This window comes from Pseudomonas sp. D3-10, from assembly GCF_051132175.1.
Classification (GTDB): domain Bacteria; phylum Pseudomonadota; class Gammaproteobacteria; order Pseudomonadales; family Pseudomonadaceae; genus Aquipseudomonas.
Window position 1 is genome coordinate 910877 of the sequence record NZ_CP071668.1, and the last position, 13054, is coordinate 923930.

Annotated in this window: 12 protein-coding genes; 4 read left to right on the forward strand and 8 right to left on the reverse strand. The window is 58.5% G+C overall.

Annotated features, from left to right (window positions below; genetic code table 11):
- Nucleotide 1 precedes the first annotated feature (1 nt).
- The gene (locus J3P90_RS03895; protein ID WP_434675856.1) at nucleotides 2-904 is read right to left on the reverse strand and encodes a glycine betaine ABC transporter substrate-binding protein; all 903 of its coding nucleotides are present in this window, start codon (nucleotides 902-904) and stop codon (nucleotides 2-4) included.
- 24 nt (nucleotides 905-928) lie between these two features.
- Entirely contained in the window at nucleotides 929-1645 is a 717-nt protein-coding gene (locus tag J3P90_RS03900; protein ID WP_420765551.1) for an ABC transporter permease, read from the reverse strand.
- Between the two features lie 333 nt (nucleotides 1646-1978).
- Here J3P90_RS03900 and J3P90_RS03905 point away from each other — a divergent pair, with 333 nt between their 5' ends.
- The 3 genes from J3P90_RS03905 to J3P90_RS03915 all read left to right on the forward strand — a co-directional run bounded on the left by J3P90_RS03905 (nucleotide 1979) and on the right by J3P90_RS03915 (nucleotide 6269).
- Complete coding sequence (locus tag J3P90_RS03905) at nucleotides 1979-3562, forward strand: peptide chain release factor 3 (RefSeq protein ID WP_434560681.1); 1584 nt, start codon at nucleotides 1979-1981, stop codon at nucleotides 3560-3562.
- A gap of 425 nt (nucleotides 3563-3987) precedes the next feature.
- Complete coding sequence (locus J3P90_RS03910) at nucleotides 3988-4236, forward strand: hypothetical protein (RefSeq protein ID WP_434611663.1); 249 nt, start codon at nucleotides 3988-3990, stop codon at nucleotides 4234-4236.
- Nucleotides 4237-4427: 191 nt separating this feature from the next.
- Nucleotides 4428-6269, forward strand: coding sequence for a glycosyltransferase (locus J3P90_RS03915; RefSeq protein ID WP_434675857.1), 1842 nt, complete (start codon nucleotides 4428-4430; stop codon nucleotides 6267-6269).
- A 165-nt stretch (nucleotides 6270-6434) separates the two neighbouring features.
- Here J3P90_RS03915 and J3P90_RS03920 read toward each other — a convergent pair whose 3' ends face one another.
- Complete coding sequence (locus tag J3P90_RS03920; protein WP_434607796.1) at nucleotides 6435-6794, reverse strand: DUF6124 family protein; 360 nt, start codon at nucleotides 6792-6794, stop codon at nucleotides 6435-6437.
- Nucleotides 6795-6992: 198 nt separating this feature from the next.
- On the opposite strand from J3P90_RS03920, the gene J3P90_RS03925 reads away from it, so the two are divergent.
- A complete protein-coding gene (locus J3P90_RS03925) occupies nucleotides 6993-7244 on the forward strand; it encodes a hypothetical protein (RefSeq protein WP_420765549.1) in 252 nt (83 codons plus the stop codon).
- A 221-nt stretch (nucleotides 7245-7465) separates the two neighbouring features.
- Here J3P90_RS03925 and J3P90_RS03930 read toward each other — a convergent pair whose 3' ends face one another.
- The 5 genes from J3P90_RS03930 to J3P90_RS03950 form a co-directional block, all read right to left on the reverse strand.
- The gene (locus J3P90_RS03930) at nucleotides 7466-8446 is read right to left on the reverse strand and encodes a peptide ABC transporter ATP-binding protein (RefSeq protein ID WP_030139820.1); all 981 of its coding nucleotides are present in this window, start codon (nucleotides 8444-8446) and stop codon (nucleotides 7466-7468) included.
- The gene (locus J3P90_RS03935) at nucleotides 8446-9414 is read right to left on the reverse strand and encodes an ABC transporter ATP-binding protein (RefSeq protein ID WP_420765548.1); all 969 of its coding nucleotides are present in this window, start codon (nucleotides 9412-9414) and stop codon (nucleotides 8446-8448) included. The genes J3P90_RS03930 and J3P90_RS03935 overlap by 1 nt, the downstream gene beginning before the upstream one ends.
- A gap of 10 nt (nucleotides 9415-9424) precedes the next feature.
- The gene (locus tag J3P90_RS03940; RefSeq protein WP_186706009.1) at nucleotides 9425-10336 is read right to left on the reverse strand and encodes an ABC transporter permease subunit; all 912 of its coding nucleotides are present in this window, start codon (nucleotides 10334-10336) and stop codon (nucleotides 9425-9427) included.
- 10 nt (nucleotides 10337-10346) lie between these two features.
- Complete coding sequence (locus J3P90_RS03945; protein WP_063322947.1) at nucleotides 10347-11357, reverse strand: ABC transporter permease subunit; 1011 nt, start codon at nucleotides 11355-11357, stop codon at nucleotides 10347-10349.
- A 76-nt stretch (nucleotides 11358-11433) separates the two neighbouring features.
- Nucleotides 11434-13029 carry an ABC transporter substrate-binding protein gene (locus J3P90_RS03950; protein ID WP_434607790.1) on the reverse strand — a complete coding sequence of 532 codons (1596 nt, stop codon included), beginning with the start codon at nucleotides 13027-13029 and terminating at the stop codon, nucleotides 11434-11436.
- Nucleotides 13030-13054 lie beyond the last annotated feature (25 nt).

Here is a 13054-nt window from a genome sequence, read left to right on the forward strand (position 1 = left end):
GTCATTGGGTTGAGAGCAGCGAATGCTGACGCAGGAAATCGGCGGCAACGGCGGAAGGGCTTTCATGATCCACGTCCACGCGGGCGTTGAGCTGGCGCATGGTTTCGTCGTCGAACAGTTCGGCCAGGGGCTTGAGTTGCGCGGCCAGTTGAGGGTGCGCGTCAAGGAATGCCTGGCGTACCACCGGCGCGGCGGTGTAGTCGGGGAAGTAATGCTTGTCGTCTTCCAGCAGCTTCAGTTTGAAGGCATTCAGGCGCCCGTCGGTGGTGTACACCAAACCGGCGAAAACCTGGCTGTTGCGCAGCGCCGTGTAGACCAGGCCCGCGTCCATCTGGCGGATGTTTCTGCGGGTCAGGTTCATACCGTACTGCTTGACCATGCCGGCCAGGCCGTCGGAACGGTTGGCGAACTCGGTGTCCAGGGCAACCAGATGGTTCTCGTCGGCCTCGGCCTGCAACACCGTGTTCAACTGGCTGATGGAGTTGATCTGCGGGTACTTCTTCGCGACTTTTTCAGGAAGGGCCAAGGCGTAGGTGTTGCTGAATTTCGACGGAGCAAGCCAGACCAGGCCTTTTTTCGCGTCGAGTTCTTTCACTCGGGCGTAGGATTGGGCGCTGTCGAGTTTTTCGGTGACATGGTTGTAGGCCACCAACGACACGCCGGTGTACTCCCAAAGCACATCCAATTGCCCGGATTCCTGGGCGCTACGGGCCAGGTTGCTTCCCAGGCCGCCGGTGACTTGCGCGTCGTAACCTTTGTCACGCAGGTATTGCGCGGTGATTTCCGCCAGCAATGTCTGCTCGGTGAATACCCGGGCGCCGAGGCGGATCAGCGGTTTTTCAGCGGCTTGGGCAAACCCTGCGAACAGCAGCAGGCAGCCCAGAATCAAGCTCATCTTCTTCATAACGTTTCCTTTATCCAGCCAGGCTCAGGACGGTCGTAGACCGCGTTCCAGCCAGAGGCGGCTGGCCAGTGTCACCAGCCCGTCGAGCAGCAAAGCGAGCAGGGCGGTGCAGGCTGCGCCGAGCAGCAATTGCGGCTGGTTGTTCAAGGCGATGCCGGGGAAGATCAGGCTGCCAAGGCTGTTGGCGCCGATCAGGAACGCCAGGGGCGCGGTGCCGACGTTGATCGCCAGGGCCACGCGCACCCCGCCGACTATGATTGGCACGGCGTTGGGCAATTCGACTTTCCACAACACCTGGCGCGCAGTCATGCCGATGCCGATAGCGGCTTCCTTGAGGGAACCCTGAACGTTTTTCAGGCCTTCATAGGTGTTGCGCACGATGGGCAATAGTGAGGCGAGGAAGAGGGCGAAGATGGCGGGCCCGTTGCCGATGCCCAGGACGCCTAGGGCGATGGCCAATACGGCCAGGGGGGGCACGGTGTTGCCGATGTTGAACACTTGCATGAAGCGTTCGGCACGCCCGACCATGCCGGGGCGGCTGAGGAGTATGCCGGCTGGGATGCCGACTATCAGGGCCGCCAACATGGATGCCAATACAAGCATCAGGTGCGCTTGCAGGTAAAACAGCAGATCGTCGCGGTAGCGTTGGATCGTATCGATGCCAATCCAGTGGACCAACAGGGCCAGGAGTGCGACGACGAACGCAGCCCCTGTCAGCCCTTTGCCATAGCGGATAGCCACAGGCGGACTCCTTTTTCTTTTAGTCGGCGCACGCTTTGCTCGGGCGGCAAACCATCATGGGATGCCGGGAAAACGTTCGCGAGAAGCAGCTCTTTTCGAGGCGGGTCAAAGGACCGTCGAAGCGAGCCATGGGCGCAGCCTCGTCAGGCTAACTTGCTGATTTTGCAGGCCCCGACGGTTGCTCATATCAGGGTTGTGGACGGCTCCACGCGGCAAAAGGTTCCCATGCTGGGCAGCATTTGGCCACCCTCGATGTGCTCAACGGTTCGGTTCCTGGCCCAAGTTGAGCTATAATCGCCGCCCTTTTTTGAATCACCTGCCAGGCGATTTCCCATGACCAAACAGGCCGCCGAAGTCGCGAAACGCCGCACTTTCGCCATTATTTCCCACCCCGATGCCGGTAAGACCACCATCACCGAAAAGCTCTTGCTGATGGGCAAGGCGATTGCGGTGGCCGGCACGGTGAAATCCCGCAAGTCCGACCGCCATGCCACCTCTGACTGGATGGAGATGGAAAAGCAGCGGGGTATCTCCATTACCACGTCGGTCATGCAGTTCCCGTATCGCGATCACATGATCAACCTGCTCGACACCCCGGGCCACGAAGACTTCTCGGAAGACACCTACCGCACCCTGACCGCGGTGGACTCGGCCTTGATGGTTCTCGACGGCGGTAAGGGCGTCGAGCCACGGACCATCGCGCTGATGGACGTCTGCCGTCTGCGTGACACGCCGATCGTGAGCTTCATCAACAAGCTCGACCGCGACATCCGCGACCCGATCGAATTGCTCGACGAGATCGAAGCCGTCCTCAAGATCAAGGCCGCGCCGATCACCTGGCCGATCGGTTGCTATCGCGACTTCAAGGGCGTGTACCACCTGGCCGACGACTACATCATCGTCTACACCCCAGGCCACGGCCATGAACGCACCGAAACCAAGATCATCCAGAAGCTCGACTCCGACGAAGCCCGCGCGCACCTGGGCGATGAGTACGAGCGTTTCGTCGAGCAACTGGAGCTGGTGCAGGGCGCCTGCCATGAGTTCAACCAACAGGAATTCATCGATGGGCAACTGACCCCGGTGTTCTTCGGGACCGCCCTGGGCAACTTCGGCGTCGACCATGTGCTCGACGCCGTGGTCGACTGGGCCCCGCGCCCGCTGCCGCGCGTTGCCAACGAGCGCACCGTGGAGCCGGTGGAAGAGAAGTTCGCAGGCTTCGTGTTCAAGATCCAGGCGAACATGGACCCCAAGCACCGCGACCGCATTGCCTTCATGCGTATCTGCTCCGGCAAATACGAAAAAGGCATGAAGATGCGCCACGTGCGCACCGGCAAGGACGTGCGTATCGGCGATGCCTTGACCTTCTTCTCCTCGGAACGCGAGCAACTGGAAGAAGCCTTCGCCGGTGACATCATCGGCCTGCACAACCACGGCACCATCCAGATCGGCGACACCTTCACCGAAGGCGAAGCCCTGGGCTTCACCGGCATCCCGCACTTCGCCCCGGAACTGTTCCGCCGCGTACGCCTGAAGGACCCGCTCAAATCCAAGCAGTTGCGCCAAGGTTTGCAGCAATTGGCCGAAGAAGGCGCCACCCAGGTGTTCTTCCCGGAGCGCAGCAATGACATCATCCTCGGCGCCGTCGGTGTGCTGCAGTTCGACGTCGTCGCCAGCCGCCTGAAAGAGGAATACAAGGTTGAGTGCTCCTACGAGCCGATCACCGTTTACTCCGCCCGTTGGGTCGAATGTGGCGATAAGAAAAAGCTTGAGGAATTCTCCAACAAGGCCGTGGAAAACCTTGCGCTGGATGGTGGTGGGCATTTGACCTACCTGGCGCCTACCCGGGTGAACCTGGCGCTGATGGAAGAGCGCTGGCCGGATGTGAAATTCCGCGCGACGCGGGAGCATCACTAAGCAGTAAGCGTTTAAAGCCAAAAGCTGTGGGAGCGAGCCTGCTCGCGAAAGCGATAGGTCAGCTTGCCTAGATGTTGGTTGTGCCGGCCTCTTCGCGGGCAAGCCCGCTCCCACAATGGTCTTGTGTCAGATCCTCGATCTCCCGGTCATCCATAGCCCCTGTGGGAGCGAGCCTGCTCGCGAAAGCGGTGGGTCAGGCTGCCTGGATGCTGGATGTGCCGACCTCTTCGCGAGCAGGCTCGCTCCCACACTGGGTTTTGGGTGTTAGTTGGTTTTGAAATAAGGCTTATTCGAAACCATTCTGTCGTGCGGGGGCATTTCTGGCGGTTCGGTGGCGTCTTATCTGGTGAACCGGGCAGTTCAGAACAAGATTTTCTTGAGCGCCGTCGGGCCCCGGCTTTATCCGGAAAAAGAAGGAATTGGTCATGAATAAGCTGCTACGCATGATGTTTTTGCTGAAGGTGTTGGTGATGCTGTCTCTCGGTTCAACGGTTGCCTGGGCTGAGTGCGATGAGCATGAAAAACATGCATCAAGCGGATCGGTGGCGCAGGGTGAGTTGATGCTTGCCGCGACCGATGCGGACGCAGGCGATCCGGACGATGGCGAGGATGATGATGGTTCGCCAATCGATACGCCGGATGATGAGGATCCGGAAGGCGATAGCCAGACGTAGATTTTTGACCTGAAGAAAACCCCTCCAGCCCCAACTGAGACTTAGTTGGGGGTGGAGGGGTTTTTTGTTTACTACTTGCTAATAACTTAGGCTGTCTACTGTCATCTTTGACAGTAGACAGCCCTATCCCGACGCGCATAGATTCGGCTCGACAAACGCTTCACATGTAATGTCAATACAGGGAGACGATCGTGGAGTCGTTATATTTTGCTGCCACACTTAACGTCTTAAGTGCGCTTATTCTTTGGGCCAGATATTCCTATGCCAAGCCGTCGGCATATTTTTGGAGTGGTCTCTGGATAACGAGTTTCATATCGAGTCTCATCTCAGTCGCCGTCGTTACAGGAGAGATGGAGGGGGCGTTGTTTTCTTTGCTAGGCGGAGTAGCTTTAGGGTTTTTAGTTCGTTTTTATATTCCAATTATCAGTCTGTTTGGTGTCGGGCTGCTGGTGGCTAGGTTTACTGTGCCTGTGGCTATCCTGATTTTTGTAAATCAAAAAATTCAGCAAGTGGAGTTGGGGATTTTACTTTGGGGTTGTATCTATGTTATTCAGCTTATTTGTCTGCTCATCGCGGTATTTTATATGCTTTGCAGAGTGCTTGAAGACTTGCCGAGATTTACCATCAATTTTCCGAAGCGTGATGCTGCGCTGCAAAAAATAAGTATGGCCGATGGGCGGTGGAATCCGTTGATTTCCATACATGTTCCTTGTTATGCGGAACCTCCGGCTTTGGTTATGGCCACCCTAAGTGCAGTGGCGAACCTTGAGTATAATAATTTTGAGGTGTTGGTTGTTGACAATAACACAAAAGATCCTGAGCTTTGGAAGCCGGTTGAAAAATTCTGTACAAAACTAGGGCAACGATTTTGTTTTTTTCATGTCGATCCTCTCGCTGGTGCAAAGGCGGGCGCCATAAATTTTGCGCTACGTCACTCGAACGTCGACGCAGAAATTGTTTTGATTATCGATGCGGATTATATAGTGGACCCTGCGTTCATAAGGCGATATATCGCACTTTTTGAAGATGAAAAAACGGGGTTCGTGCAGACCAGTCATGACTATCGGGAGTGGCGGGGTAATCCGTTTTTATCTGGCGTTTATCATCACTATTTAATTGGCCATAAAACAGTACATCCTGCCTTGAACGAATACGGTGCCGGTTATTTGGTGGGTACGGTGTGTATGGTTAGGCGTCATTTGATTGAAGAACTCGGCGGGTGGGCAGAATGGGCGCTTACCGAGGATCTGGAGCTGGCCATGAGAATTATGGCTAAGGGATATACAGGGCATGTATTCAGCGACACATGGGGCAAAGGGCTTATACCAGAAACTCTGGACGGGATAAAAAAACAACAGTTTCGTTGGTGGGCGGGAGCCACCCAGGAATTCAGGGTGAATTGGCGTCGATACCTTGGGCTGACTAACGAAAAAATGACGGTGGCTCAAAGAAGCTTGAGATTGTATACGACCTTTAAAGATTGTATCGGTGCGTGCGCATTTTTGGTGGATATATCTTTTTTTCTCGTTTGCGTCTTTCTGGTGTCGAGTTCGCAGGTATTGCAAATACCCCATGGTTTCTTGGGTTTGATTGGGGCGGCAGTGGTTGTAAAATTTCTTGAAATATGGATCGGCGTCAGAGAACTGGGGAGCAACGAAGTGCGTGATTATTTCATGACATTGATGCTCAAAGGTGCCCTGAGATGGGTGGGTGTGAAGGCGTTCATTTTACCTTTATTTAAACTCCAGATTTCGTGGGTTAGAACGAATAAGTTCAAACAATCCGGAAATTTTCTGCGAGGGGTTAAGTCGTCTTCGGTCGAAATTTTGATAGGGCTCATTTATCTCCTGTGTGCTCTGTTTCTCGTGCCTTTTGCACATTTCGTAGAGTTTGACCTCGTGGCGTTGGTGTCCATCTGGTTTTTTATTCAAGGCGGATCGTTCTTCTGTACGCTAGTCATGGCAATCGTTAGTGAGAGCGCATTGGATCAGGAGCGACTGGAATTAGCCAAGGTGACTGATAGCGAGGTGTGAGGATCTAGCGCTTGGCGCTAAGTTGACGCGCGGCTTGTGGGGGCGAGCTTGCTCGCGATGGCGGCGTTTTTCAAGGTAGTGGTTCAGCTTGCATGGACGGGCTGCCGGCCTTGTAGTCGAGGCGCCTACAAATGCCGGCCAGCCCTTTTGATGTGCGGCGAGTTGCTAGCGTGGATCGGCGATATCCAGCGCCCGATTCGCCAGTAGCTCACTCACCTCTGTCACTTGCAGGATCCCCATCGCAACATGCCGGCGAGAACCCTCAAGATCGAACGCCAAGTCGCTGATCATGGCGTTGGCGGAGGCCAGGTTTTCGCTGAGGTTGGCGAGCAGGCTTTCAGTATCGATGCTCTCGACGACAGTGAAGAGCTGCGCTGCTGACGGGGCTTTCTTGGCTTTGGCCTGTTCCGGCTTCAAATAATAATCGAGCGCCCGCTCAGTGGCTTCGTGGAATTTTTCCGGGGCGAGGCTTGAATAGGACGAGGTGGGGTCTGATTCTGGTGGGTTTTTGTGCCACTTCTCCATTCTTGATCACCCAAACCCAGGCAATGGGAAACGGCGATCAGCACCTTTTGTAATAAGGTTTATTCAAAACTTGTCTTTACGATGGCGGCATTTCTAGCTGTTTCGGGGCGTCCTATCTTGTGTGCTACTTTGTTCAAAATTAGCTTCCCTTAAGCGCCATCGGGCTCTGCTGTATCCGGATAAAGAAGGAATTGGGCTATGAATAAGCTGCTGCGCATGATGTTTTTGCTGAAAGTTTTGGTGGTGCTTTCCCTCGGCTCAACGGCTGCGTGGGCCGAGTGCGATGAGCATGAGAAACACGCCTCGAGCGGTTCGGTGGTGCAAGGCGAGATGATGCTGGCCGCGACCGATGCGGACGCAGGCGATCCGGACGATGGCGAGGATGATGATGGTTCGCCAATCGATACACCGGATAGCGATGAAGATGCAGAGGGCGATAGCCAGACGTAGATTTCTGACCTAAAGAAAACCCCTTCAGCCCCAACTGAGAGTCAGTCGGGGCTGGAGGGGTTTTTTATGCCAGATGTACTGCCCCCAAGGCGAAGATTCACCCCTGTGGCGAGGGAGCTTGCTCCCGCTGGCCTGCGCAGCGGGCCCAAGAAAGGGGGGCCGCTGCGCGGCCCAGCGGGAGCAAGCTCCCTCGCCACAAGAGCTTTATCTACCTTCTGCGTTTATGCAGCACCGTCGAGGAACCGCTCGGCGTAGTGACACGCCACCAACCGGTTATCCAACGGCCGCAACGCCGGTTCTTCAGTCTTGCAGCGCTCGGTCGCGTACGGGCAGCGCTTGTGGAAGGCGCAGCCGGACGGCGGGTTCAACGGGTTGGGCAGTTCGCCGACGATCTTGATCTTCGGCTTGTTCGGGTCCGGGTGGATGGTCGGGGTGGCCGACAGCAGCGCCTGGGTGTATGGGTGCAGCGGGCGGCTGTAGATCGACTCGTTGGGGCCCATTTCCACTGGGCGGCCGAGGTACATCACCATCACGTCGTCAGCGACGTGCTGGACCACCGCCAGGTTGTGGGAAATGAACACGTAGGCGGTGTTGAATTCCTGTTGCAGGTCCATGAACAGGTTCAGTACCTGGGCCTGGATCGATACGTCCAGCGCCGAGGTCGGTTCGTCCGCCACCAGCACCTTGGGTTGCAGCATCATGGCGCGGGCCAGGGCGATGCGCTGGCGCTGGCCGCCGGAGAACATGTGCGGGTAGCGCTGGTAATGCTCGGGACGCAAGCCCACCTGCTTCATCATTGCCTGGACTTTCTCACGCCGCTCGGTGGCCGACAGGTTGGTGTTGATCAGCAACGGCTCGGCCAGTTGATCACCGATTTTCTGCCGCGGGTTGAGGGACGCATACGGGCTCTGGAACACCATCTGCACGTCTTTACGCAGTTGCTTGCGTTCGGCCTTGTTGGCGCCAGCCACTTCCTGACCGGCGATTTTCAAGGAGCCCGCGGACGGCTCTTCGATCAGCGTCAGAGCCCGGGCGAGGGTGGATTTGCCGCAACCGGATTCGCCCACCACGGCCAGGGTCTTGCCGGCCTCCAGTTCGAACGACACCCCGTTGAGGGCGCGCACAGTCGCATGGCCCTTGAACATGCCACGGGACACTTCGTAATGACGGGTCAGGTCACGGGCGGTAAGTACGACGGCCATCACGCCACCTCCTGGTTCAACGGGTAGAAGCAGCGGGCGAGGCTGTTGGTTTTCGGATCGAGAGCAGGGCGCTCCTGGCGACAGTTGTCGCGCACATACGGGCAGCGCGGCGACAGCAGGCAGCCTTGCGGACGGTCATAGCGACCGGGAACGATACCCGGCAAGGTCGCCAGGCGCTCGGCGCCCATGCTGTGTTCCGGAATCGCCGCCAGCAGCGCTTCGCTGTATGGGTGGGCGGGAATGTCGAACAACTGAGGCACCTTGCCCACTTCCACGGCCTGGCCGGCGTACATCACGCACACGCGCTGGGCGGTTTCAGCCACGACGGCGAGGTCGTGGGTGATCAGCACCAGGCCCATGTTCTGCTCTTTTTGCAGGGCCAGCAGCAGGTCCATGATCTGCGCCTGGATGGTCACGTCCAGGGCGGTGGTCGGTTCATCGGCAATCAACAACTTCGGCTCGCCGGCAATCGCCATGGCAATTGCCACGCGCTGGCTCATGCCGCCGGACAGTTGGTGCGGGTACGCGTCCATGCGGCTCGCGGCGCCGGGAATTTCGACTTTTTCCAGCAGTTCGATGGCGCGCTTGCGGGCGGCTTTGCCGGACATCTTCAGGTGCAGGCGCAGCACTTCTTCGATCTGGAAACCGACGGTGTAGCTGGGATTGAGCGCGGTCATCGGGTCCTGGAACACCATCGCCAGGTCCTTGCCGACGATCTGCCGACGCTGGCGGTTGCTCAGCTTGAGCATGTTCTTGCCGTCGAAGTTCAGCGCGTCGGCGGTGACGATGCCTGGGTGCTCGATCAGGCCCATCAGCGCCATCATGGTCACGGATTTACCCGAACCCGATTCGCCGACGATCGCCAGGACTTCGCCTTTGTCCACGCTCAGGTCCAGGCCGTCGACCACCGGCACGGCGGTGGCGTCGCCGAAGCGGACGTTGAGATTCTTGATTTCTAGCAGTGACATGGGAATCTCCTCAGGCGGCATTCTTGAGTTTCGGGTCCAGCGCATCGCGCAGCCCGTCGCCCATCAGGTTGATTGCCAGCACGCTGAGCAAAATGGTCAAGCCAGGCAGGCTCACGACCCACCAGGCGCGTTCGATGTAGTCGCGGGCCGAGGCCAGCATGGTGCCCCATTCAGGGGTTGGCGGCTGCACGCCGAGGCCGAGGAAGCCCAGGGCGGCGGCGTCGAGGATCGCCGAGGAAAAGCTCAGCGTCGCCTGGACGATCAGCGGTGCCATGCAGTTGGGCAGCACGGTGATGAACATCAGGCGCGGCAGGCCGGCACCGGCCAGGCGGGCGGCGGTCACGTAGTCGCGGTTCAGTTCGCCCATCACGGCGGCGCGAGTCAGGCGCACGTAGGATGGCAGCGAGACGATGGCGATGGCGATCACGGTGTTGATCAGGCCTGGGCCGAGGATGGCGACGATCGCCACGGCCAGCAGCAAGGACGGCAGGGCGAGCATGATGTCCATCAGACGCATGATGGTCGGGCCGAGGATGCGCGGGAAGAACCCGGCGAACAGCCCCAGCAGGATGCCCGGGATCAACGACATCACCACCGACGACAAGCCGATCAGCAGCGACAGGCGCGAGCCCTGGATCAGGCGCGACAGCAGGTCGCGGCCCAGTTCGTCGGTGCCCAGCAGGAATTGCATCTGCCCACCTTCCAGCCAGGCCGGTGGCGTCAGCAGGAAGTCACGGTATTGCTCGCTCGGGTCATGAGGCGCGACCCACGGAGCGAAGATCGCGCAGAACACGATCAGGATCATGAACATCAGCCCGGCGACGGCGCCCTTGTTGCGGGAAAACGCTTGCCAGAATTCTTTGTAAGGGGACGGGTACAGCAGGCTTTGATCGACTGCTACCGCGGTAGTTGGAGTACTCATGGTCTTGATCTCAGCGCTGGTGACGGATACGTGGGTTGGCAAAGCCGTAGAGGATGTCCACGACGAAGTTGACCAGAATCACCAGGCAGGCGATTAACAGGATGCCGTTCTGCACCACGGGATAGTCCCGGGCGCCGATGGCTTCGATCAACCACTTGCCGATGCCCGGCCAGGAGAAGATCGTTTCGGTCAGGACCGCACCGGCCAGCAGCGTGCCCACTTGCAGGCCGACCACCGTCAGCACCGGGATCAGCGCGTTGCGCAGGCCATGCACGAACACCACGCGCGACGGCGACAGGCCCTTGGCCTTGGCGGTGCGGATGTAGTCTTCGCGCAGCACTTCGAGCATCGAAGAGCGGGTCATGCGGGCGATCACCGCCAGCGGAATGGTGCCCAGCACGATCGCCGGCAGGATCAGGTGATGCAGCGCATCGAGGAACGCGCCCGGCTCGTCGGCCAGCAGCGTGTCGATCAGCATGAAGCCGGTTTTCGGCTCGATGTCGTAGAGCAGGTCGATCCGCCCCGACACCGGCGTCCAGCCCAGGGACACCGAGAAGAACATGATCAGGATCAGGCCCCACCAGAAAATCGGCATCGAGTATCCCGCGAGGGAGACGCCCATCACCCCATGGTCGAACAGGGATCCTCGCTTGAGTGCCGCGATCACCCCAGCCAGCAGGCCCAGGATACCGGCGAACAACAGGGCGGCCATGGACAGTTCCAGGGTCGCGGGGAACAGGGAGCTGAACTCGGTCCATACGCTTTCACGGGTACGCAGCGATTCGCCGAGATCGCCCTGGGCCAGTTTGCCGATGTAGTCCAGGTATTGGGCATACAGCGGTTTGTTGAGGCCAAGGCGTTCCATTGCCTGTGCATGCATTTCGGGATCGACCCGACGTTCGCCCATCATCACTTCCACGGGGTCGCCGGGGATCATGCGAATCAACGCGAAGGTCAGCAAGGTGATGCCGAAGAACGTGGGGATCAATAATCCCAGTCGGCGGGCAATAAAACTAAACATCTTCAGGTGTACCTCATCAGCCGGTTAGGCGTGCCCTTCGAGGCTTGGGGTCAAGCGTCGAAGGGCGTTTTCTTATCTACTTCACCTGGGTGGTGGCGAAGTTGTTGGTGGTGAGCGGGCTAATCACGTAGCCCTCTACGTTCTTGCGCATTGCCGTGAACATGCGGGTGTGGGCCATGCTGATCCATGGCTGGTCCTGGTTGAAGATCACCTGGGCCTGTTCATAGAGCCTGGCGCGCTCCTCGGGGTTCACTGTGGCGCGTGCCTGGTCGAGCAGCGCCTGGAATTTCTCGTTGCACCAGCGCGCGTAGTTTTCGCCGTTCTTGGCGGCTTCGCAACTGAGCATAGGCGTCAGGAAGTTATCCGGGTCGCCGTTGTCGCCCGCCCATCCGGCGGACACCATGTCGTGCTCGCCGTTTTTCGCGCGCTTGAGCATTTCGCCCCACTCCATCACGCGGATGTCGACCTTGATCCCGACTTTCGCCAGGTCGGCCTGCATCATTTGCGCGCCGAGCATCGGGTTGGGGTTGGTCGGGCCGCCGCCGTTGCGGGTGAACAAGGTAAACACGGTGCCTTCCGGCACGCCGGCTTCCTTGAGCAACTGGCGGGCCTTGTCGAGGTCGCGGGTCGGGTTCTTCAGTTCGTGATTGAAGCCCAGCAGTGTCGGCGGGTACGGGTTAACCGCCACGGTGGCGTTGCCCTTGCCGAACAGGGCGTTGACGTAGGCTTCCTTGTCGAAGGCCAGGTCGATGGCCTTGCGTACACGCACGTCGCTCATGTACTTCTTGCTGGTGTTCAGCGCGGTGTAGGAAACGGTCATCGCGTCCAGCTCGGTGACCTTCAGGTTCGGGTCTTTCTTGATGCTGGGGATGTCATCGGGTTTTGGGTACAGCGCGATCTGACATTCGTTGGTCTTGAGTTTCTGCATGCGCACGTTGTTGTCGGTGGCGATGGCCAATACCAGCGCATCGGCCGGTGGCTTGCCACGGAAGTAGTCCGGGTTGGCCTTGAAGCGAACCTGGGCGTCCTTGTTGTAGCGCTGGAAGACGAATGGGCCGGTGCCGATCGGCTTGCTGTTGAGGTCGCCGGCCTTGTTGGCCTTGAGCAACTGGTCGGCGTATTCAGCCGGGTAGATCGAAGAGAACGCCATGGCGATGTCGGCCAGGAACGGCGCTTCGCGGCGGGTCAAGGTGAACTTGACCGTGTGCTCGTCGACTTTCTCGACGTTTTTCAGCAGCTCCTTGAAGCCCATGCTTTCAAAGTAGGGGAAGCCCACGCTCGACAGTTTATGCCACGGATGATTCGGGTCCAGCTGGCGCTGAAAGCTCCAGACCACGTCGTCGGCGTTCATGTCGCGGGTCGGCTTGAAGTAATCGGTGGTGTGGAACTTGACGCCCTTGCGCAGGTGGAAGGTGTACGTCAGGCCATCGTCGCTGATGTCCCAGGATTCGGCCAAAGCCGGAATCACTTCGGTGGTGCCGGGCTTGAAATCAGCCAGGCGATTGAAAATGGTTTCCGCCACGGCATCGGCGGTGACTGCAGTCGTGTACTGGACCATGTCGAAGCCTTCCGGACTGGCTTCTGTGCAAACCACAAGGGGTTTGGCCGTGGCGCCAACGGCGACACTCAGCAGCGCGGCGGCGATGGCGGCGCGTAGGGGGTTCATGTTCATCGTCAATCCTCTGCAATCGGGTAAT